Origin of the sequence: Pelagicoccus enzymogenes, assembly GCF_014803405.1 — a bacterium.
Taxonomy (GTDB): Bacteria; Verrucomicrobiota; Verrucomicrobiia; order Opitutales; family Opitutaceae; genus Pelagicoccus; species Pelagicoccus enzymogenes.
In genome coordinates, this window is the sequence record NZ_JACYFG010000007.1 from 374,995 (window position 1) to 393,528 (window position 18,534).

Genomic DNA, 18,534 nt, shown 5'->3' on the forward strand with positions numbered 1-18,534 from the left:
AAAAAAAGCGGAGGCCGAAGCCTCCGCTGAAAGTTTGACTAAGAACAAATTGATTTAAACCGAGGCTAGAGGCCTTGGGATGCGATGTAGACCTTGCGAACCTGGTCGAGGTAGCGACCGATATGGTCCTGCGGGTCGATGACCTGCACGCGCTCGAGCAGCGGGATCGCCTTGCCGAAGCGTTCGCGAGAAACGTAGGAACGTGCCCAAGAGATGAGGGCACGTACTTCCCAGGCGCGAACCTTGGTCGCCCGATCGAAGTAGAGGTCAGCGCGGGAGTAGCCGTCGGTGGTTCCCTTGTTCGCGTTGAACTCTGCGAGGAGCAGGAGAGCTTGGCCGTCCATCGGGTCGCGCTCGATGAGCTTTTCGAGAATCGGGATAACCTTTTCGCCGCCGCCTGTAGCGAGACCGATTTGGGCCTCGAGGCGCAGCAGGGTAAGTTGGTCCTTGTCCGACAAGTTGTTGGTGAAGCTTTTCTCGATGTCGCTGATGATCTTGGTTGCCTGATCGTAGGTACCGCGTGCGGTCATGGTCTCGGCAACGGCCACGTAAACCTCAGGATCCTGTTTCGGATCCATCTTGATGGCGCGTTGGAAGTATTCGAGAGCGAGGTCGTTCAAGCTACGGGACATGTAGATGTTACCCATGAAAACGAGCGACTCAGGAGTCGACTTGCCGAGGCGGTCGACGATTTCCTGGATGGCGACCGCTGTTTCCGCATCTTCGAGGCCGAGGTAGGCATTTGCCGCGCTGGACCAGAGGATGTCGTTTTCGGGATCGTCAACGAGGATCTGCTCGAGTACCGCAATGCCTTCTTCGTACTTGCGCTGCTGCAGAAGGGACTTTGCGAGTCCGACTTGCCAGTCCTTGACGGTAGGGTCGAGAACGATGGCTTCGCGGTAAGCGGTTTCCGCAGAGAAGTACTTGCCAGTGTTTACGTAGCAGAGTCCGAGTAGACCCATGGTGGTGGTGTCCTTGGCTCCCAGCTCGATCGCCTTCGTGAAGTCCTTGAGGGCCGCTTCGTACTTGCCCTCCTTTACCTTCATGATAGCGCCGTTGCGAACGGCACGGAGGAAGCTGGAGAACTTTTTGGTAGCGCTGTCGTAGTACTTGATCGCGTTCTTCAAGTCGCCCTTTTCGGCGTAGAAGTTGGCGGCGATGAAGTCGAACGCTGCGGTCGCGTCTGGATTGGCGGCGAGGGCGTCTAGGATGGCTCGCAGAGCCTTGTCCTTGTCCGGCTGGATTCCAGTGGCTGGATCTCCGGTCACCATGGTGATAACGCCCTTGAGGAGGACCTGTTCCTCTTCGGTGAGGTCTGGCTCCACTTTTGACCTTATCTCGTAGGATTTTTCGAAGGTCTTGCGGATGTGTGCTTGGTTCCAGAATTCCTGGTCTGTCTTAAATTGCGCTGACAGCGACGCGGCGCCGGCCAGGCAGAGAATGCCTGTTGTGGCTAATTTGATTGTTTTGCTGCAAATCATTTTAACTGCTTTTCTTTAAATATTAGTGGTTAGTCTTATTCGGATACGGCTTTCATGGTAACCTGCGGGGCCCCACCGGACTCGGCTTCGTCGATTACTGCGACGACGAGACTCATGCGGGCATTGGGTTCCACGTTTACCGTGATCGGGTGCTCGTCCTGGCGCATAGCGGGGGCAACGATGCCGCGCACGGCTCCGATTCCCACGTCCTGGTCTTTGTAGATTACCTCGCCGTTGGCTCGGACGAGAAAGGACACCAGTTCCTTGTCGTCGTCTTGATTCGGGTTGCTGGTCGGGTCTGGCGTATTGGCTGACAGGCCAGACTCTTCAACGAACACCGTCGTAACGATGAAGAAGATCAGGAGAATGAAGACCATGTCGATCAACGGGGAGATGTTGATGTCAGTTGATTCTTCGTCCGAGTTTAAGTTTTTGCGGTTTCTCATGTCTCTTCCGTGCTATTTCAGTGTTGAAACGTAGATGCTGCGGGCCTTGGCCAGCTTGCACTCGTCTACGAGACGAACAACCGTCCCGGCGCTTGCGTTCTGATCCGCTTGGATAATTACTGGATAGTCTTCGTTGCCTGCGAGGACTCTGCGAACTTGGGAGCGAATGCCTCCGAGTCCGTAGTCCCTTCCTCCGTAGAAGATGTTATTCTGGTCGGTTACGGCGATCAGAATGACGTTCTTGGGCAGGTCGAGGGAGTTGATGGCGGAAGGCTTTTCGATTTCTACGCCGGGCTCCTTGACGAATACAGTAGTTACAATGAAGAAGATCAGAAGAATGAACACCATATCGATCAGCGGAGAGATATTGATATCCTCTGCTGCTTCACCCGCGGAGCGGGCTCTCTTATTTTTCATCATGGTCGTTTAATTCCTTCTATTTGATCCCTAGTGGTCTAGGCGGCTGGAGCGCTGCTCCGCGCCGCCAATTAGAACTTAGGACAGATTGATCTTCTACTTCTTGCCGTTGAGGCCGTTGACGAAGGCCACGGAAGCTTGCTCCATTTCGCCAAGCTTACCCTTGGCAAGGCGAGTGAGAAGCGCCTGGCAGAGGAGACATGGGATCGCTACGATGAGACCGTACTCAGTTGTGATAAGAGCGACGGAGATACCGGTGGAGAGTGTTGCTGGGTCACCAGTACCAAAGACCGTGATTGCCTTGAAGGTCTGGATCATACCGGTAACCGTACCGAGCAGTCCGAGAAGCGGGGAAGCGGCAGCGGTCAGGGCGATGAAAGCGATGAAGCGTTCGAGCTTTGGCTGAGCTGCAAGGAGTCGCTCGTAGAGGACTTCCTCGAGGAGCTCCTTGTCCTGATCGGCGTGCTCTACGCCAGCGACGAGCATGTCGCCGAAGGGACCGTCCACGGAGTTTGCTGCTTCGAGAGCTTGCTGCTTGTTGCCAGCGTTGAGGCTGTCGAGAATGCGCTGGAGGGTGCCAGCCTTCGGGCTCTTAACGGACTTGATCTCGAAGAGCTTCAGGACGGAGAGGAGGAGCGCTACGAAGAACATGCCGAGGAGAGGGATCATCACGATACCGCCCTTTTCGATGTGCTCGAAGAGCGTTTCGTCCACCAAGGCGAGCTTGAGGGCGTCACCTTCAGTTGGGTCGACTGGAATCATTCCGGAACCTGACTGCGTGAGGTTGGCGATGGTGGCAACCACTTCTGGTGGAACGCCGCGGCTTACTACGAGTGGGTAGCCAACGTTAGTGTGGTCGCCTTCTGCGAAGCCGATGTTTTCGCCGCCGTCGCCGAAGTAGGCGAAGGGACCTGCGAGAACGAAAGTACCGCTAACTTGTACGCCGTTCTTGCCGAGTGCGTCGCCCTTGATGGTGGTACCACCCATGATGTTGCGAACGCGTTCCATGGAGGCTTTGACGACCTGAAGCTGTGCGGCGAACTTTTCGGAGTCGGTAGCATTCTCGTTTTCGTTGAGCTGCTCTGCTTCGTCCGCGATTTCCTTGTAGTCTTGCAGCTCGGCCGCGTGGATGCGGGTGGAGAACTGCTTTACGTAGGCTCCCATCGTGTTGCGGAGGTAGACGTTTTGGTCGCTGTAGGCCTTAACCTTCTCGCGCAGCTGGTCGAGGCTGAGGTCGCGATTGTCGCGTACGGACTTCTTTTCGTCGCGCTCCTTACGCGCTTCGAGTACTTCGCTCTCGAGTCGAGTGAGCTCGTTGGAGAGTGGGATTTTCTCGTTGGCGATGGATTCGCGGAGGGAGGAGAGCTCGGCTTCTGCGGCTATGAGGTCCGCCTTTGCCTCTGCTGTTACTTGGGCGAATGTTTTTTGTGCGTTCGCGGTACCGGCTGCGATGAGGGCAGCGACTGCGATTGATGTGAATTTCAAAGTCTTCATCTAAAATTGATCCTTTTGAAGTGGGTTCGAGTACGGGCTTATTCGACTTCCGTAATGGTGATGGGGAGGTCGACGAAGCGTACTGTCGCTTCGCGCTTCTGCATCGCGACCGCGTCGGCGATGTCGTCTGCAAGGGAATTGTCCTCGAAGCGTTTCCATTCGCCCTTTGCTGGAGTCATGTAGCCGGCTTCGCTGCGGGTTCCGTCTACGTAGTAGGCTACGGCCAATCCGATGTAAAGGGTGTCGACTCGAACGCGCTCGCCCTTGATGTCGCGGATTTCGTTCACGACCGTCAGCTGGCTGTTGAACTTCTCGATTTCCGTCAGGATCGCGATAACGTTCAGGATGCGGTCCGTGAGGCGGGCGGCATCCATTTCGCGCTTGGTCTTAGGGATGCGGCGGGTTGGGATCGCAACCTTTTCCTGCAGAGTGGCGGGCAAGTACTTGATGAGTTCGAGCATTTCGGCTTCCAAGTCTACGATCGTGTTCTTCACGATCGCGGAGGCTTCCTTCAGCTCGTTCTCCTGGCGGGTGAGGTCTTCTCGAACCTTGTCCGCATCGCTTGCGTCCGCTTCGTACTCGATGATGGCTTCTTCGATCTTGGTGATCTCGTCCTTGAGCAGGTTGATGGACTCGTTGAGAGACTGCTTCTCAACGACCCACTTGTTCTTCTCTTCAGAAATGATCTTTTTCAGTTCGACCCATTCTTTCAAGGTCGAGCGCGTTTCTGCGAGTTGCGGGGCTGCGCTGAGCGCTGCTGGGCCGGCAAGCGCTATGCCTGCGGCGATTAACATTACTACTTTGTTCTTAGTCATAGTACGGTCTACGTTTAGTCGTAAGGATTTTCTATAGCTATTAGTCTTAGTCTTAAAACTTCAGATTGTGGGTTGAGTCCGAGCGGAGCGTCTTGCCGAGGCACAGGGCACCAATGGGACTGGGGAAAGGAGGGGGGTGGGAGCGGGGCGGCTTCACGGTTGATTCTAGAGGGCTTTAGGGGAGCATTCGCCATCGAGGCCGGTTTCCTGCGGAATCCGAACTGTTGTTCCAGGGGTGTGAGTTTCTAGAATCAAACGAATTTTGGGTTACTTTGGGGATTTGGGTCGTACGAAAGCTGAAGAAAAAGGCGATGCCTTGGGGTTTCTGCAAGTCTTTAGCGCTCTCTAAATTCCTTCAATTGTAGGAATTGTAACTCTTTGTCAACAATCTGGCGGAAAAGATCCGCTTTTCGGGGATTTGTGCAATTAACTTTCGATAGGCTTGGGGACGTTTGCCCCATAAACAAGGGGAGTGTAGCAGGCGCTTCGTTCGAACGTATTCAAACTCTGGGGGCTAAGGGGTGCAGGGGCGCTACGGCCTAGCTGAGCTCGACCAGGACTCTGGTTTCCACGGCGGAATTGAGGGGGAGGCCGTTGGAGGAAAGAGCCACGCGAGTGTGGCGGCCGGCGTCTCCGAAGAGTTCGACGCTCAGGTCGGACGCTCCATTGATGACCTTGGGCGCGTCTGCAAAACCATCTACCCCGTTCACGAAACCGTCTATATGGAGGATGCGGCCGAGGGTAGCGAAGTCATTGGTCGCTACGCGGGCGTGGGCGAGAGCGTTGAGGAAGCACCAGCGAGCGGCTTCGTAGCCTTCCTCGACCGTGAGGTCTCCGCCGATGCGCCCGGTGATGATGGCCCCGTCCTTTACGGGAAGGCTGCCCGATAGCGAGAGCAGTTTTCCGCTGATAGCGTAGGGGAGGTAGTTGCCTTTGACTTCGCCAGCGGCGGGCAAAGATAGGCCGAGGGCGTCGAGTTTAGTCAGAATCTTATCGATCATGGTAAAGTGGGGTGCGGGAAACGCTCTTGGCGAAAAGCCTCAGCTCGCTTCGGCCCGGAGTTTATCCACTCCGGTGAAATGGGCGGATTGCTCGTCCGCGTGGTAGGAGGAGCGGACTAGCGGACCGGACTCGACCTTGGTGAAACCGATGGATTCGCCGTAGACCTTGTACTCCGCGAACTCTTCTGGCGTGACCCAGCGTTCGACTGGCAGGTGTTTGCTGGTCGGCTGGAGGTACTGGCCGAGGGTGAGGATCTTCACGTCGATCTCGCGCAGGTCGCGCATGCTCTGCTGGACTTCCTCCTTGGTTTCGCCGAGGCCGAGCATCAGGCCGGACTTGGCGACGAAGCCGCGCTTGGCTGCGTGTTCGAGAATCTTTAGGGAGCGTTCGTAGCGAGCTTGTACGCGTACGGGCTTCTGCAGGCGCTCCACGGTCTCGACGTTGTGGTTGAAAATGTCGGGCTCCGCGTCGAGAACGATGTCGAGCTGTTCGGTTTTGCCGCGGAAGTCGGGCGTGAGCACCTCGATTGCGGTGCTGGGGCAACGATGGCGGATGGCACGGATGGTAGCGGCCCAGACGCTGGCGCCGCCGTCCTTGAGCTCGTCGCGGGTCACGGACGTGATCACGCAATGCTTCAGGTTCATGGTGTGAACCGCTTCCGCGACGCGGGCAGGTTCTCCGATGTCGTACTCGGTGGGGCGACCGGTTTGGATCGCGCAGAAATTGCAGGAACGCGTGCAGACGTTGCCGAGGATCATCACGGTGGCGGTTCCGCGGGACCAGCATTCTCCCATGTTCGGGCATTGGGCGCTTTGGCAAACGGTGTGTAGCCCCTTGTCGTCAACGAGTTTGCGGACAGCGCTGTATTGCTTGCCGCTAGGCAGTTTGGCTCTGAGCCAGTCTGGCTTACGCGTAGTCATAAGGAAGGAGGAGATTAGGCGGACTGAGGAAAACTCAACCCTCAAATGTAGGAGAAAGCCGAATAGCCCCGCTTATTTAGGCGGTTTGGAGAAAGGCTTTGATCTTTTGGCGACGAGTCGCCTAATCCTCTCCTTTACGATTATGAGTTCAAACCTGTCTGACATCTCTCACGACCAATTGGCAGTGCGCCGCCAAAAGCTTGCGGACCTGCGTGAAAAAGGCGTGGACCCTTTCCGTACCGACTTCCAGCCGACTCACTTCTCCTCTGAAGCGATCGCTGCGTTCGTTGATGGAGCGGAACCGGAAGAGCAGCCGACCGTAAGCGTTGCGGGACGGCTCATCGTTATCCGCAAGATGGGTAAAGCTCAGTTTGTGAAGATTCAGGACCAGGCAGGCATCATCCAGCTCTACGTGCGTCTGGATGGAATCGGCGCCGAGGAATATGCTGATTTCAAGAAGCTCGACCTCGGTGACATCATCGGAGTTGAGGGCCAGCTCTTCCAGACCAAGACCGGCGAGATTAGCATCCGCGCCACCAAGTACGCGCTCGTTTCCAAGTCGCTGCGTCCCTTGCCCGAGAAGTTTCACGGACTCACCGACACGGAGCAGAAGTATCGCCAGCGTCACCTTGACCTCATCATGAACAAGGAATCCCGCGAGCGCTTCTTCAACCGAAGCCGTATCGTGAGCGGAATCCGCCGCTATCTGGAGGATCGTTCCTTTCTAGAAGTTGAGACGCCTGTCTTTCAGAACATTGCCGGCGGCGCGGCGGCCAAGCCCTTCGTGACGCATCACAACACGCTGGATCGCGACTTCTTCATGCGTATCTCGCTGGAGCTCTACCTGAAGCGCTTGCTGGTGGGCGGTTTCGACCGCGTTTTCGAAATCGGCCGTAACTTCCGCAACGAAGGCATTTCCCGCCGCCACAATCCGGAGTTCACTATGCTGGAAGTCTACCAGGCCTACTCCGACTACCGCGGCATGATGGAGCTCATCCAAGGCTTGATCCGCCACCTCGTGACCGACGTGCTTGGCGGCAAGGAAATCAAGATGCCAGATGGCGAAGTGATCGACTTCATGGGCGAATGGCGCGAAGCCAAGTACAAGGATCTCGTCTGCGAAAAGGTGGGCGATCCGGACTGGTTTTCCAGGAGCAAGGAAGAGAAGCTGGCCAAGACCAAGGAACTCGGCCTCGACTGCCAGCCTGACTGGGAGGACTACGAAGTTTCCAACGAAGTGTTCGGCAAGCTCATCGAGCCTTACCTGATCCAGCCAACTTTCGTGACGCATCTGCCTAAGGAGCTTTGCCCGTTGGCCAAGATCACCAAGGACGACGATTCCACGATTGACGTCTTCGAGCTCTGCATCGGCGGCATGGAGATCGCTCCGGCTTACTCCGAGCAGAACGACCCGGACGTGCAGCGCGAGATGTTCGAGAAGCAGGCTGGCGAAGAGACGCAGGACATGGACGAGGATTTTCTCGAGACCCTCGAGTACGGCATGCCCCCGGCTGGTGGTCTCGGAATGGGCATCGACCGCATTGTCATTCTGCTCACCGAGGCGGAAAACATTCGCGACGTGATTCTCTATCCTCAGCTGCGTTCGTAAGGACAAGCCGGATACGGAACTATTTTACAGGTGGGACGTCTTCTTCGAGGACGTCCTTTCCTTTTTCATACGCTTCCATAACTAGCTTGCCTCACGGCGCCTCTTACTGATTCTTGCAGGCCAATGCCTTGGTACCTCTATATCGCGATTCGACACACCTTTCCCAAAGGGAAACGTTTGCCGTTTTTCACGATCATGTCGGTCACTGGCGTGGTGCTTGGGACCATGGCTTTGGTGGTGGTGCTGAGCGTTTTCAACGGCTTCGGGCATGCCATTCGCGAGGTCGTAGCGGACACCACCGGCGACCTGAAGGTCATGAATGGCCGCATCTTCGAAGGCTACGAAGACAAGATTGATTTGCTGGAAGAGTCCCCTCTGGTCGAAGCGGCTGCGCCCTCTGCCTTCGGCATGGTCATGCTGCAAACGGGCAACCGTCCCATCGTGCCGCAGGTGCAGGGAATCGATTTGGACGCGGAGCGAAAGATCGTGCCGCTCGACGATTATATCCGCTACGGCGACCTGGAAGAGTTGGACGACGATTCCTTGCTGATCAGCTCGGGAATCGCCAACACGCTCCGCCTGCGAGTGGGGGACGAAGTCGAACTCTACACGCCGCTCATGATCCAACGGCTCAATCAAAACGAAGTGCTGCTGCCGCGATTGATGCGAGTGGCGGCCGTGTTTGAGACGGGATTCACCAAGGTGGACGAAAATACCATCATCACCACGCTGCGTAGCATGCAGGACCTGTACGGCCTTGGCGAAGGCGTGCACGCCCTCAAAGTAAAGCTCAAGGACGGAGTGGATCCGGAAGCGGCGGCCCGCGAGCTGCAGGGTTTGTTTGCCCCTCCGTTTCGCGTTTCGACTTGGTTGGAGAGCAACGCCGACTATCTCGCGATCATTGAATTCGAGAAACGCATGATGTTCTTCATCCTGCTGATCATCGTGCTGGTGGCATCGTTCTCGATAGCGACGTCGCTCTTCACTTCGGTGGTGAAGAAGACCCGCGAGATCGGTCTGTTCAGCTCGATGGGAGCGACCAGCCGCCAGATCATCGCGTGCTTTTGCTTGCAGGGCTTTTCGGTAGGCGTGGTGGGTACAGGGATCGGCTTTGCCCTGAGCTTTGCGTTGCTGGCCGTGCGGGAGACGATCATAGACGCCATATTCAGCGTGATCGGCGGCAGGGAGCAAACCATGCAATTCTACTTTTTCTCCGAACTGCCGGTGCATTACAAGTCGAGTGACTTGATTGTCATCGCTGTTCTGACGATCACCATCGCAACCTTGGCAGGACTCGTGCCTTCCATCAAGGCAGGCTTGCTCAAACCGGTGGAGGCCTTGCGCAGTGAGTGAGTACGCCATCACTGCCAGTGGAGTGGCCAAGACCTACGTTACTGGCGATTCGACCTTGCATGTCTTGACGTCGGTTGAGCTTTCTGTGGCCAAAGGAGAATTCGTCAGCATTCAAGGAGAGTCCGGATGCGGCAAGACAACCTTGCTCAATGTCTTGGCGGGAATCGAGTCGCCAGACTCTGGATACGTGCAATGGGGATCGGATCGGATCGAGAGCTTGGGGCGAAATGCCCTCGCCGTAAAGCGCGGCAAGTTCCTCGGAATCGTCTTTCAATCCTACTATCTCGTGCCGGAAATCGATTCTCTGCAGAACGTTTTGATGGCGCGACGCATCGTCGATGGGCGCGTGGGAAAGTCTCAGATCGAAGAGGCGAAAGCCATGTTGGCGAAAGTGGGACTAGGGGACCGTTGTCACCAAATGCCGAATACGCTTTCGGGTGGCGAGCGGCAACGGGTGGCTATCGCGCGAGCTCTGCTGACGAATCCAGCGGTCATCCTTGCGGACGAGCCTACCGGCAATCTCGACGAAGCCACCGGCAATCGCGTGATGGACCAGCTGCGCGAACTTTGCCGCGAATTGGGAACGTCGCTTGTACTTGTTACCCACAACCCCGAGCACGCGGCCCTTGCGGATCGCCAACTCACTCTATCTCAGGGCATCATTCACTAATCTTTCTTTCCTCAACCTCCTATCACCATGAGCGAACCAAAACTTAAATGCGGCGTAGCGGGCGTCGGCTACCTCGGCCAACACCACGCGCGAATCTACAACGAGCTGGAAAACGTGGAGCTTGCGGGCATCTTCGAGACCAACCCGGAACGGGCTGCGGAGATTTCGGAGAAGTTTGGCTGCCCGGTGTTCAACTCGGTCGAGGAGTTGGGAGCGGTTTGCGATGCGGTGAGCATCGTGGTGCCCACCGATAAGCACCATGAGGTGGCCTTGCCGCTGCTGGACTGCGGTTGCCACTTGCTGATCGAAAAGCCGATTTGCCAAAGTTTGGAGGAGGCGGCTGACATCTTGGAAAAAGCCAAGGCGGCGAACCTGCTGGTGCAGGTGGGTCACATCGAGCACTTCAATCCGGTGATGAGCTTCCTGGAGGAGGCGGTGTCGGCTCCCAAGTTTATCACCGCAGATCGCTTGGCGCCGTTCCAGCCCCGCGGCACGGAAGTCGGCGTAACTCTGGATCTGATGATTCACGATATCGGCATAGTGCTGCAGCTCGTGAAATCGCCGGTGAAACTGGTTCAAAGCGTGGGGGTGAGCGCCCTTTCGCCGACCGAGGATATCGCCAACGCTCGAATCGAGTTCGAAAACGGCTGTGTGGCAAATTTGAATACAAGCCGCGTTAGTAGCAAGAAACTGCGCGAGATTCGCGTATTCCAGCCGACCGGCTATCTCTCGCTGGATTTCATGAATCAAGCAGGGCACGTGGTGAACATCGACGGTGGCGCCATGAAGACTTCGGAAGTGCCCATCGAAAAGGGCGAACCGCTCAAGCTGGAGCTGGCTAGCTTCGTGGAAAGCGTGAACGAGCGCAAGCAGCCCAAAGTAGGTGGCGAGCTTGGCAAGACGGCCTTGGAATTGGCGATCACCATTACCCAGCAGATCCGCGAGCGGGCGGCGATGTGAAGCTCGTTTTTCTCGATGTCAAAAACTGGATCAGTAGATATTTCATTCCCTCCCGCCGAGGGAGGGTGGGTTGATATTCTCGTCATCGCTGGCGAGCACTCGGGAGATGAGCACGCAGCTCGGATGATGAAATCCGTCATGGCTCAAAGGCCGGATTTCAAGGTCTGCGCCATTGGCGGGCGGCATCTCAAAGCCGCAGGCGCCCAAGTGATATTCGATCTAATTGAATACTCGGTTATTGGTTTAGTCGAGGTGCTGAAGCACTACGGCGAATACAAGCAAATTTTTGACGAAACCATAAATTGGATACAACGATACCGTCCTAAGATGGTGGTCTTTGTGGACTACCCCGGGATGAATCTTCGGATTGCCAAATCCCTTATGAGCAAGGGAATTGCAAACAAGGCTGGGGGAGATGTTAAGCTGCTCTATTACATCAGCCCGCAGGTTTGGGTTTGGAAGGCGAAGCGTAAGTACAAGATGGCCCAAATGCTCGATTCTCTGGCGGTTATATTCCCGTTTGAAGTCGATGTCTTTGAAGGGACGAAGCTAGACACGCGCTTCGTTGGGCATCCGTTTCTATCCAGCGATTATGACTTGCCGGTAAGCTATGATCCGAGCGGGCCTATCCTGCTGCTTCCGGGAAGCCGTAAGGCTGCGATTGGGAGAATCGCTCCGATTCTCTTCTCTGCCTTTAGCGAATGCTTGAAGAGCAAGAGCAAGTTGAGGGCGGTTTGCATCTATGCCTCGGAAGACCTGAAGAAGTTACTGGAGAGTATTCTCAGGAAATTTCCGGACGTGGAGCGACGGATCGAATTGCGCCCGAATACCGACGAGCTTGGAGCTCGAGCAGTACTAACGAGTTCAGGGACGATGTCGCTCAATTGCGCCCTTGCCAACATCCCTGGTGTGGTCGTGTATCGTACGCACCCTCTCACGTATTTGATGGGAAGAATGCTCGTAAAAGTTCCTTACATTGGAATCGCGAACATCCTCCTAGGTAAGCCGCTTTATCCTGAATTTATCCAAGGAGCTGCGACCAAAAAGCGCCTCGCGGCCGAGATTACGGACTGTATCGAGAATGCGGAACGTATCAGACAGACGCGGAACTGGGCGGCTGAGTTGCGAGAGTTGTTGGATAAGCCAAGGTCCGGCGGTCCTGCGGAGTGGCTTCTCGACTACTGGTAAGCAGGCTCTTTTTTGTAACCGGAGCCATTCGAGTGGGTAGCGAGAGGAAACATCCTGCGCCTAGCGTGGGATCAATTTTCTTTAGCTCAGAATTGATTGGTTATGAAGCGCTTTCTTTTTATTCGTCGCCAGTGGTCAGAGTGGCGTTCTACTATCTTGGTAATTCTTTTAGGGATAGTGCCATTGAAATCTAGCTTCGCAGATTGGAATTGGGTCCCGACCAGTTCGATGAATCCTACGATCTTGGAGGGCGACTTGGTTTACGTGAACAAGCTGGCCTACGATTTACGGGTGCCTTTGACCTTGAAGCGGCTGAGTCGTTGGGGCGATCCGGAGGCGGGGGACATCGTGGTGCTCTTTTCGCCGGAAGACGGAACGCGTCTGGTGAAAAGGGTCGTCGGGGTTCCGGGGGACACCTTGGAAATGCGCAACAATATCTTGTTCGTGAACGGGCAGCGCCTTCGCTACGAAGTTTTGCCCGAACGCGTGTTCGATGGATTGGAGGCGGATCTCAGGGCCCGCGCCGTTTTTGCCAAGGAAAGCTTAGGAGACCGGGAGCATGCGGTGATGGCGATTCCGGCTGTAGTGACGGAGCGGCGTAGTTTTGCCCGGCTGCAGGTCCCGGAAGGCAAGTACTTCGTGATGGGGGACAATCGAGACCTCAGCCAAGATTCGCGCTATTTTGGCTTCGCAGATCGCGAGCAGATTGTGGGCGAAGCGACTGCTGTAATTGTGTCTTTCAACATTCTGGACCGTTATCAGCCTCGCCTCGGCCGCTTTTTCACAGAGTTGCGGTAGGTCTTTGCATCCGGGGCGCTACGGCTGCGATTTTTGGGAGAACATGTTGGCGGCCATGCGAAGTTGGGACAGTTGCATCTCTCGCATTGCTTCCAAGCTTTGGATGAGCGCTGCCAATTGCTCGTTGTCGAGAAGGCTTTCGGCCTCTTCTGCGATGAGGGCGTGCAGGGATTGCATGTCGGATTCCAAGTTTTCGATGTTTTCGGGGCTGAATCGATCGGGGCTGAGGTCGTAGTTGGGTTCTTCGGCGAGATCGCTAGAGAAGTCGAAGGCGCTTTTTTGCTCCGCCATGATTTGCAGGAGGGATCGTTCGGTTTCGGAGCCGATGGGACGTCCCGCAGTCTGGAGCGATTTTTTGAACCCGGACAGGGACATGCGTTCGGCGAGCGTTTTTTCGTAGAACGCGAATTCGCCGGCGTCCTTGTCGTCGTTGAGGAAGGTTTCGATTTCCGACTTAACCAGCTCGTCGTACTCCTTCATCTCTTGACCAAGGAGCTTCATCTCCTCTGCGCCTGAGGCTCCGCCCATCATTTTCATGCTGGTCTCTACGCGAAACATTTGGCGAGCCATCAGAAGATCCATAAAGTGGATACGCTCTTCGGGAGTGAATTCAAAGGCGTCAAGCAGGTCTTTGTACATGACCTCAAGGGTGGCCCGCTGGCTGGCTTGCATCATTTCGTTGACCTGGGGATTGTCCATTATCTTGGAAAAGTCGCGAATGATGCGTCCCTCGGCCCGCTCTTCTACGGGAGTCGCGGGGATGGTTTCCGCTTGGAAATGGGCCGGCTGCGGCCTTGGGCGAGTGTGGCTCTCTGCGATGGCTTCGCTTGGGGCGGGGCTGCCTTGTTGGGCCAGTTTTTCTGGAAGTTGAGCTTCGAGTTCGGCGAGGCGGGTGTGCAGGGCGTTTTGCTCTTGATAGAGCTTGAAAGCGAAGAAGCCAAGGGCGGCAAGTGCGATGGTGAGTAGCGCTGTGACGGTTTTCATTCGGGTCAGGGGTTGGATCGTTCTCTCGGATAATCTACGGGAGAAGTGTTACCTGCGTGTTACCGGAGTGGAGGGAAGCCGCGTTTTGGTTGGTTGACTTGGCTTTTGTGGAGCGGTTATTGGGCGGTATGGATTTTTGTGACAATTCGACTCCACGCTCGGCAGTGGCCGTCTACTCGGGGGGAATGGACTCGACGGTGATGCTGTACCGCATGCGAGAGCTGGGCATTGAGGTGAAGGGGGCTCTGAGCATCAACTACGGGCAGAAGCATGCCAAAGAGCTGGAGGTCGCCGCGAGCTTCTGTCGGGAATTGGGGATTTTGCACAAGGTTGCGGACCTGAGCGGCTTGCAGGATTTGTTCGGGAAAAGTAGTCTGACGAATTCCGGAGAAGCGGTACCCGAGGGTCACTACGAGGAAGCGCAGATGAAGTCTACGGTAGTGCCGAATCGAAACATGATTTTGTTGGCGACAGCCACCGCCTGGGCGATTTCCTTGGAAGCCGAGGCAGTGGCTTACGCGGCCCACGGGGGAGATCATGCGATCTATCCTGATTGCCGCGAGGAGTTCGCCGCCGCTTTGGACAAGGCGATTCAGCTCTGCGATTGGAGCAAGGTGAGCCTTTATCGCCCGTTCGTGAGTTCCAACAAGGCGGAGATCGCTGCTTTGGGGAGTCGCCTAGGAGCGGGCTTGGAGAAAACGTGGTCGTGCTACAAGGGCGGAGAGCTGCACTGCGGCCGTTGCGGCACCTGTGTGGAGCGTCGCGAGGCGTTTCATCTAGCGGGCGTGGAAGACAAGACGGTTTACCAGGGATCGGCCCCATCGGTAGCGGATCTGGTGAAATCAGGCTGGAAACTCTAATTTGGATTGCTAGGTAGAGAGGGATGGGCGGTGGTAGCCCTTGAATTCTATGTTCACCTGCAAAAAGACATATGCGGACATCCCGTTCGCCCACCGGCAGCATCGTCACGACGGGCATTGCGCTCAGATTCACGGTCACAACTGGAGCTTCACCTTCACCTTCGGATGCGAGGAGCTGGACGAGTGCGGGTTTGTAGTGGACTTCGGCAAGCTGAAGCCGATCAAGGCGTGGATCGACGAAAATTTGGACCACGCTTGCGTGTTCAACCACGACGATCCGCTCTTGAAGGACATTCTGGCCATCAACGAGCAAAGTGGCTGCCAAGTCTACCAGCCCTACATCGTTGACCTTTGCTCCAGCGAAGGAATCGCCCGGCATTTGTTCGAGGTGATGGACCCGATCGTGAAGGACATGACCAAAGGGCGGGCCTTCTTGACTTCGGTCGAGGTAACGGAGGACACGAAAAACAGCGCTTCCTACGAGCCCGTTCGCTCGTAGTTACGGATTGGATATGGAAGGAAAAGCTAAGACCTTGCCGGTTCACGAGCGTTTTCACTCGTGGCAAGGAGAGGGCGTTCATCTAGGGCGTTCCGCTTTCTTCATTCGTCTGTTTGGCTGCCCGGTGCATTGCCCTTGGTGCGATTCGGCGGGTACTTGGCATCCCGATTATGTTCCGAAAAACGTGGAGCGTTTCACTGCGGACCAGCTTGCGGACGAGGCATCGAAGAGCGGCGCGAAGTTCGCGGTGATCACAGGTGGGGAGCCTACGATTCACGATTTGAGCGACTTGACGACAGCTCTCAAAGAGCGAGGCATTGGGCGCCACATCGAGACCTGCGGCGGTTTTCCTATCCGCGGCGACTTCGATTGGATCACTCTCAGCCCGAAATGGCAGAAGTTGCCGTTGATGGACAACCTCCCGCTAGCTTCCGAATTCAAGTTGATTGTTGAGGACGCAGAGTCGATCGGTAAATGGATATCGACCATTGGCTCGAGCTTCAGCGAAGGGCGGCCGGTATGGTTGCACCCGGAGTGGTCGCAGCACGGCAATGCGGAAGTGCTGGAGACGATTACGCGTTGCGTGAAGGAGCGGGGCGATCCCTATCGAGCAGGGTATCAAGTGCACAAGCTTTACCGGGCAGACCTGCTGGATCCGAACTCTCGCGAGTCCGCTCCATTGGGCGGCGACGAGTCGAAGGGCTACTAGCGTCCTTGCTATGAGGTTTAAGACAATCGCTGTATCCAATTATCGGAACATCAAGTTCGCCCGTTTGAATGTGGATGCGGATCGGGTGTTTTTCTTGGGGCGAAACGGGCAGGGGAAAACTAATTTGCTGGAAGCGACCGGTTACGTGACCTCGTTGCGGGCTTTTCGCGCTCGCGAGAACGATACCTTGCTCGGGCCCGAATCGCCGCAAGCCGAGATATTGTACGAAATCGAGCATGAGACCTTCGAGGATGTGGAAGCTCGGGTGCGCATAAAAAAGAAAGGCAAGGAGGTTTATCTGGATCGGGAGCCGGTGCGGCGCGCCTCCGATTTTGTGGGCCGGTTTCCGGCGGTAACCTTGTCGTCCGAGGATTTGAGTATCGTGCGAGGATCCCCGGGCGGGCGTAGGCGTTTCATCGATACGTTCCTGTGCGGTATCGATCGTGACTATTACGTGGCATTGCAGCGCTACCAGAAGTGTATCCAAGAACGCAATGCGCTGCTAAAGAAGGGAGCTCCGTCGAACTTGATGAAACCCTTCGAGCTCCAGATGGTGGCACCTTGTTTGCAGGTGATTCGCAAGCGCGAAGAGGTGATCGGGGAGCTTGGAAGCATGGCGAGCCGATTTTACGAGTCGCTATCGGGATCGGCAGAGGCGATTGGAGTGACCTACAGGCCCAACGCTGCTCCGGAAAACGAAGACGCCTATTGGGCGCTGCTGGAGAGGAATCGTCGGCGAGACGAGATTATGCAAAGCACCGGCAAAGGGCCGCACCGCGATGACTTCGAGCTGAGTTTGAACGGGCGATCTGCGGCGGACTTCGCCTCGGATGGGCAGCAGAGAAGTATCGCTCTTTCTCTGGCGTTCGCGACGATCGCCTATTGGCGAGAACGATTCGGGGTATGCCCAGTGCTATTGATCGACGATGTCCTGGGCGAGTTGGATCCATTGCGTCGCGAACGATTTTGGAATGCTCTTGACGAGGGTATCCAATTAATCGCTACCGGAACGGAACTGCCCGATGCCGCCAGCGGAAAAGAGTGGTTGGTCTACGTTGTGGAGGACGGAGCGTTTACGCTGGCTTAAGGCCTTTTCGCCGTTCAGGCAAGCAGCGTAGACGCGCTGACAAGCGCTCCCTCTTCATTTCTCTGGGAACTGCTTAGAGGGCCGCTTCCAGAATTTCCACCAGTTCGAACTTGGTGAGTTCGATGGGGTTTCCCTTCATGCTGCTGGATGAGGCGGACTTGCGGGCTGCCTCTTCGATTTGTGAGTGCTCGAGGCCGAGTTCGCCGAGCGACTTGAGCGGCAGGTCGTTGCAAAGGGACTCGAACCAAGCGAGGGCATAGGAGGCCTTGGCTTGAGGGTTGCCGGTGAGGAGTGTGGCAACGTCGTTCATCTTTTCCCTGCTGGGGTTGTCGCGGTCTCGGGTGTCGAAGGCTCTGAGGTTTGCGGAGAAGCAGGACACCAGCAAGCTGGCGCAGATGGCGCCGTGCGGGGCGGGAATCATGCCGCCGAGCGGACCCGCGAACGCGTGGATGGAGCCAAGCTTGGCGTTGGCGAGAGCGATGCCGCCGCAGAGGCTTGCAGCGCAAAGGTCGGCTTTTGCATCTGTATCCAACTCCTTGCTACAGGCAGCTCTAATGGAGCGAGCAGCTAGTCGTAGTCCCTCGCGAGCGATGCCGTCGGTGAGCGGGTTGGCGAACTTCGAGAGGTAAGCTTCGAGGCACTGGATAAGGGCGTCCATGCCAGTGTAGGCGGCTATTTCGGGAGGGAGTTTGTAAGTCAGCTCTGGATCGACGACTGCCCAAGTCGGAAGCATGGAGGCGCTGCGGAGGCTGACTTTCACCCCTGCCTTGGGAACGCCGATGACGCTGTTGCTCGTGACTTCGGCTCCGGTGCCGGCGGTGGTGGGCACGGCCATGAAGGGCAAGGAGTCGTGAACGAGGGCTTTCCCTTTGCCCACTCCCTCGAGGTAGTCGATGAGCTTGCCCGAGTTGGTGACGAGAGCGGCCACCGCCTTGCCGGTATCGATGACGCTGCCTCCTCCGATTGCGACGACGCACTGGGCGCCCGATTCTCTTGCCGCTTCGCTGGCGAGGGTGACTGTATTGATATCTGGCTCGCCGTTTACGGGGTGAATGAAGACCTCGAAGCCGCTCTGGGTGAGCAGGCCGATGAGCTGGGCGTAGCGTTTCGAGTCGCTGCCGGTGAGCACGAACAAGGGGGAAAGCGATTCGTCCAGTAGGCTGGGGATCGTTTTGGCACAGCCCTCGCCGAACCGGATGTTGCTTGAGGTAGCGAAAGAGAAGGAGGACATGTAAGCTGGGT

19 protein-coding genes are annotated in these 18,534 nt (G+C 56.3%); 10 read left to right on the forward strand and 9 right to left on the reverse strand.

Annotated features, from left to right (window positions below):
- Window positions 1-65 precede the first annotated feature (65 nt).
- The 7 genes from IEN85_RS07595 to lipA form a co-directional block, all read right to left on the reverse strand.
- Window positions 66-1,481 carry a tetratricopeptide repeat protein gene (locus IEN85_RS07595; RefSeq protein ID WP_191616481.1) on the reverse strand — a complete coding sequence of 472 codons (1,416 nt, stop codon included), beginning with the start codon at window positions 1,479-1,481 and terminating at the stop codon, window positions 66-68.
- 35 nt (window positions 1,482-1,516) lie between these two features.
- Window positions 1,517-1,927 (reverse strand): ExbD/TolR family protein, encoded by a 411-nt coding sequence (locus IEN85_RS07600; RefSeq protein ID WP_191616482.1) that lies wholly within the window; start codon window positions 1,925-1,927, stop codon window positions 1,517-1,519.
- A gap of 12 nt (window positions 1,928-1,939) precedes the next feature.
- On the reverse strand, window positions 1,940-2,347 hold the full coding sequence (locus tag IEN85_RS07605; protein ID WP_191616483.1) for an ExbD/TolR family protein: 408 nt from the start codon (window positions 2,345-2,347) through the stop codon (window positions 1,940-1,942).
- 93 nt (window positions 2,348-2,440) lie between these two features.
- Complete coding sequence (locus IEN85_RS07610; RefSeq protein ID WP_191616484.1) at window positions 2,441-3,838, reverse strand: MotA/TolQ/ExbB proton channel family protein; 1,398 nt, start codon at window positions 3,836-3,838, stop codon at window positions 2,441-2,443.
- Between the two features lie 38 nt (window positions 3,839-3,876).
- Entirely contained in the window at window positions 3,877-4,653 is a 777-nt protein-coding gene (locus IEN85_RS07615; RefSeq protein WP_191616485.1) for a DUF3450 family protein, read from the reverse strand.
- Between the two features lie 539 nt (window positions 4,654-5,192).
- Window positions 5,193-5,654 (reverse strand): RidA family protein, encoded by a 462-nt coding sequence (locus IEN85_RS07620; RefSeq protein ID WP_191616486.1) that lies wholly within the window; start codon window positions 5,652-5,654, stop codon window positions 5,193-5,195.
- Window positions 5,655-5,693: 39 nt separating this feature from the next.
- Window positions 5,694-6,575, reverse strand: a complete 882-nt coding sequence (gene lipA, locus IEN85_RS07625; protein WP_191616487.1) for a lipoyl synthase — start codon at window positions 6,573-6,575, stop codon at window positions 5,694-5,696.
- 142 nt (window positions 6,576-6,717) lie between these two features.
- Between lipA and lysS the strand changes: the two genes are divergently transcribed.
- The 6 genes from lysS (at window position 6,718) to lepB (ending at window position 13,153) form a co-directional block, all read left to right on the forward strand.
- A complete protein-coding gene (gene lysS / locus IEN85_RS07630; RefSeq protein WP_191616488.1) occupies window positions 6,718-8,184 on the forward strand; it encodes a lysine--tRNA ligase in 1,467 nt (488 codons plus the stop codon).
- 123 nt (window positions 8,185-8,307) lie between these two features.
- Window positions 8,308-9,537, forward strand: a complete 1,230-nt coding sequence (locus IEN85_RS07635) for an ABC transporter permease (RefSeq protein WP_191616489.1) — start codon at window positions 8,308-8,310, stop codon at window positions 9,535-9,537.
- Window positions 9,530-10,207: an ABC transporter ATP-binding protein gene (locus IEN85_RS07640; protein WP_191616490.1), complete on the forward strand. Its 678-nt coding sequence runs from the start codon at window positions 9,530-9,532 to the stop codon at window positions 10,205-10,207. Before IEN85_RS07635 ends, IEN85_RS07640 begins: the two co-directional genes overlap by 8 nt.
- A gap of 27 nt (window positions 10,208-10,234) precedes the next feature.
- On the forward strand, window positions 10,235-11,167 hold the full coding sequence (locus tag IEN85_RS07645; RefSeq protein WP_191616491.1) for a Gfo/Idh/MocA family protein: 933 nt from the start codon (window positions 10,235-10,237) through the stop codon (window positions 11,165-11,167).
- 15 nt (window positions 11,168-11,182) lie between these two features.
- Window positions 11,183-12,355, forward strand: coding sequence for a lipid-A-disaccharide synthase (gene lpxB / locus IEN85_RS07650; RefSeq protein WP_191616492.1), 1,173 nt, complete (start codon window positions 11,183-11,185; stop codon window positions 12,353-12,355).
- A 102-nt stretch (window positions 12,356-12,457) separates the two neighbouring features.
- Window positions 12,458-13,153: a signal peptidase I gene (gene lepB, locus IEN85_RS07655; RefSeq protein WP_191616493.1), complete on the forward strand. Its 696-nt coding sequence runs from the start codon at window positions 12,458-12,460 to the stop codon at window positions 13,151-13,153.
- Window positions 13,154-13,171: 18 nt separating this feature from the next.
- Here lepB and IEN85_RS07660 read toward each other — a convergent pair whose 3' ends face one another.
- On the reverse strand, window positions 13,172-14,137 hold the full coding sequence (locus IEN85_RS07660) for a hypothetical protein (RefSeq protein ID WP_191616494.1): 966 nt from the start codon (window positions 14,135-14,137) through the stop codon (window positions 13,172-13,174).
- Between the two features lie 128 nt (window positions 14,138-14,265).
- Here IEN85_RS07660 and queC point away from each other — a divergent pair, with 128 nt between their 5' ends.
- From queC to recF, 4 genes are read left to right on the forward strand one after another with little or no spacing between them, the layout of a single operon-like run.
- The gene (gene queC, locus IEN85_RS07665) at window positions 14,266-14,997 is read left to right on the forward strand and encodes a 7-cyano-7-deazaguanine synthase QueC (RefSeq protein WP_191616495.1); all 732 of its coding nucleotides are present in this window, start codon (window positions 14,266-14,268) and stop codon (window positions 14,995-14,997) included.
- Between the two features lie 49 nt (window positions 14,998-15,046).
- A complete protein-coding gene (locus IEN85_RS07670; RefSeq protein WP_191616496.1) occupies window positions 15,047-15,496 on the forward strand; it encodes a 6-pyruvoyl trahydropterin synthase family protein in 450 nt (149 codons plus the stop codon).
- A gap of 13 nt (window positions 15,497-15,509) precedes the next feature.
- Window positions 15,510-16,205: a 7-carboxy-7-deazaguanine synthase QueE gene (locus IEN85_RS07675; protein ID WP_191616497.1), complete on the forward strand. Its 696-nt coding sequence runs from the start codon at window positions 15,510-15,512 to the stop codon at window positions 16,203-16,205.
- A gap of 10 nt (window positions 16,206-16,215) precedes the next feature.
- Window positions 16,216-17,292 carry a DNA replication/repair protein RecF gene (gene recF / locus IEN85_RS07680; RefSeq protein WP_191616498.1) on the forward strand — a complete coding sequence of 359 codons (1,077 nt, stop codon included), beginning with the start codon at window positions 16,216-16,218 and terminating at the stop codon, window positions 17,290-17,292.
- 73 nt (window positions 17,293-17,365) lie between these two features.
- On the opposite strand, the gene IEN85_RS07685 is transcribed toward recF, so the two are convergent.
- Window positions 17,366-18,523, reverse strand: coding sequence for an iron-containing alcohol dehydrogenase (locus IEN85_RS07685; RefSeq protein ID WP_191616499.1), 1,158 nt, complete (start codon window positions 18,521-18,523; stop codon window positions 17,366-17,368).
- Window positions 18,524-18,534: the final 11 nt, after the last annotated feature.